The organism is Moorena sp. SIO3I8, from assembly GCF_010692325.1.
GTDB lineage: Bacteria > Cyanobacteriota > Cyanobacteriia > Cyanobacteriales > Coleofasciculaceae > Moorena.
This window is the reverse complement of the sequence record NZ_JAAHHW010000290.1, coordinates 1-2177: the sequence shown is the minus strand read 5'-3', so window position 1 is coordinate 2177 and position 2177 is coordinate 1. Positions and strand designations below refer to the sequence as shown.

The 2177-nt window shown below is 45.1% G+C and carries 2 pseudogenes; both read left to right on the top strand.

Annotated features, from left to right (window positions below):
* The first annotated feature begins 178 nt into the window (after positions 1 to 178).
* Positions 179 to 1553, top strand: a pseudogene (locus F6K51_RS36290) (IS4 family transposase).
* Positions 1554 to 1607: 54 nt separating this feature from the next.
* Positions 1608 to 2177: pseudogene (locus tag F6K51_RS36285) on the top strand (hypothetical protein); the annotation flags it as partial.

Sequence of the window (2177 nt, the reverse complement as noted above, 5' to 3'; positions counted from 1 at the left end):
TCCCGGTGCGCTTTCCGTTGGCGAATTAAATTCGCCACGGGTCGCACCGAAAAATTGGGGGGCAGGGCATTGGTGACAAGTTAAGAGAAAAAGCCTTTTGTCAAGAGGGGGGATTGCCTCAGGGTTCGAGTCGTGTGAAACTCAGAACAGACAAGTAATTGAGCCATGGTGAATCCTGATGAGCGGCCACCGAAAAACCCACCGAGACCATGCGAAAAAGACCCAACGTCCTCTAGTAGAGGACTCAGCAATAGCTGCTAAGCTAGAATCGTTGGTGAAACCGGCCATCATAGCCCAAGAGGGATACTATCGTAAACTGGGATTAAGAGACCGGATTCTTAACCTGCCCTTGATGGTAGCTGCCGTGTTAACTTTACTGTGGCGAGATGTAGCTGGGGTCAGAGAACTTAACCGAATCTTAACAAGAGAAGGCTTTTTGTGGTGTTCACCCACTCAGGTGAGTCAACAAGCAATTTCTCAGAGATTTTTGACCTTTCCGGCTCAATTATTTGAGAGAGTTTTTAAGGAGTTGCTGCCAGAATTAAGAAAGGTTTGGGACTCAAGAAAGTGCCGTCCTCTGCCAGAAAGTGTTCAGTTTACTCTATCTAAGTTTGAGAGAATTTTGATTGCCGATAATTCCACTTTAGAAGCCTTGTTTCGGAAGCTAAAAAGCTTGGCAGACATACCCCAAGGACAGTTAGCCGGCAAGATGGGAGTAGTGGTGGATGTAAAGACACGGCTTCCGGTTGAGATTTGGTTTGAGGAAAATCCCAGAGCTTCTGACACCAAATTGGAGTCGAATCTGTTGAATTTAGTAAGGGCTAAAACTTTGCTGTTACTAGATCGAGGCTTTTATCACTTTTACTTTTGGCAGCAGTTAATTGACCGAGGGATTCATTTTATTACCCGTTTAAAGAAGGGAGCTTCCCTTGAAGTTAAGCAAGTCTTCAGTGATAGTTATAGTCTTCGTGACCGTCTGATTCGGATGGGTTCTGGAACTAAAAAAACTCCGTTTGTGACTTTACGTTTAATTGAAGTGCGCTCAGGCAAAACTTGGCATTCTTATTTAACGAGTGTGCTTGACCCGATGATTTTACCTCCCTATGTCGTCGCTGATTTGTATGGACGGCGTTGGCGGATTGAAGAGGCTTTTAATACAGTTAAACGACTTTTAGGGTTAAGTTATTTATGGACTGGTTCTCTTAATGGAGTTAAGTTACAGATTTGGGGGACGTGGCTTTTTTATGCGGTTGAGCGTGGATTTAGGTGATGCTGTAGCCTCGGAGCTTTCTTTACCCTTTGACCGCATCTCTTTAGAGATGATTTATCGAGGTCTCTATCATTTTTATGTTGCTCATGACAAAGGATTAGCTTCTGACCCAGTTAAGTATTTTGCTGCCCCAGAGAATCAGGATTTAGGTATCGTCAAACAGCAGCGAAAACCCAAGGTCAAACTTATTGTTGCTCCTTTTCCTGACCGACAAAAGGGTCAGTCTGAGTTTTTCTTCAAGCCTTTTTCCTCAACCCCCTTGACAATTGGCATACAGGCTTAAGTTGTCACCGATGATCCGCAACTGTTTAAGCTAGGCAATGAGGTAACGATTTTTATGGGCTACGGGGGTAGTGGAGGGAAACTGCAAAAACTGATGATGGGTCAGATTACCGGTCTGGAACCAGAATTTGCCCATGGGGAAATACCTCTGTTGACAGTGCGCGGCTACGACTACAGTCATCGATTGCTTCGGGGTTACAACACTCGCTCGTTTACTAAAAAGAAAGACAGCGATATTGCTAGAGATATTGCCAAAAAAGCCGGTCTAAAGTATGGGGGAGTAACGACAAAGCTGGTTTTGGACTATGTACTACAGCATAACCAAACAGATATGGAATTTCTTCAGACCCGTGCTCAACGACTCGGTTATGAGGTTGTGGTTCAAGATAAAACACTATATTTCCGGCCCCATCAGGAGAAATCCAAGTCAGTGTTGACTCTAGTTCAACGAAAGGATCTGCTCAGTTTTTCTTCCCGACTGACCAGCTTGACCCAGGTGGGACAGGTGGAGGTGCGCGGTTGGAACCCGAAGGACAAGAAAGCCTTCATTGGGCGAGCCAGTCCTGGTTTTAGTAATAACAAGAGCGGTGCTAAGGCTGTAGATCCGGCTTTGGGTAGTGGAAAA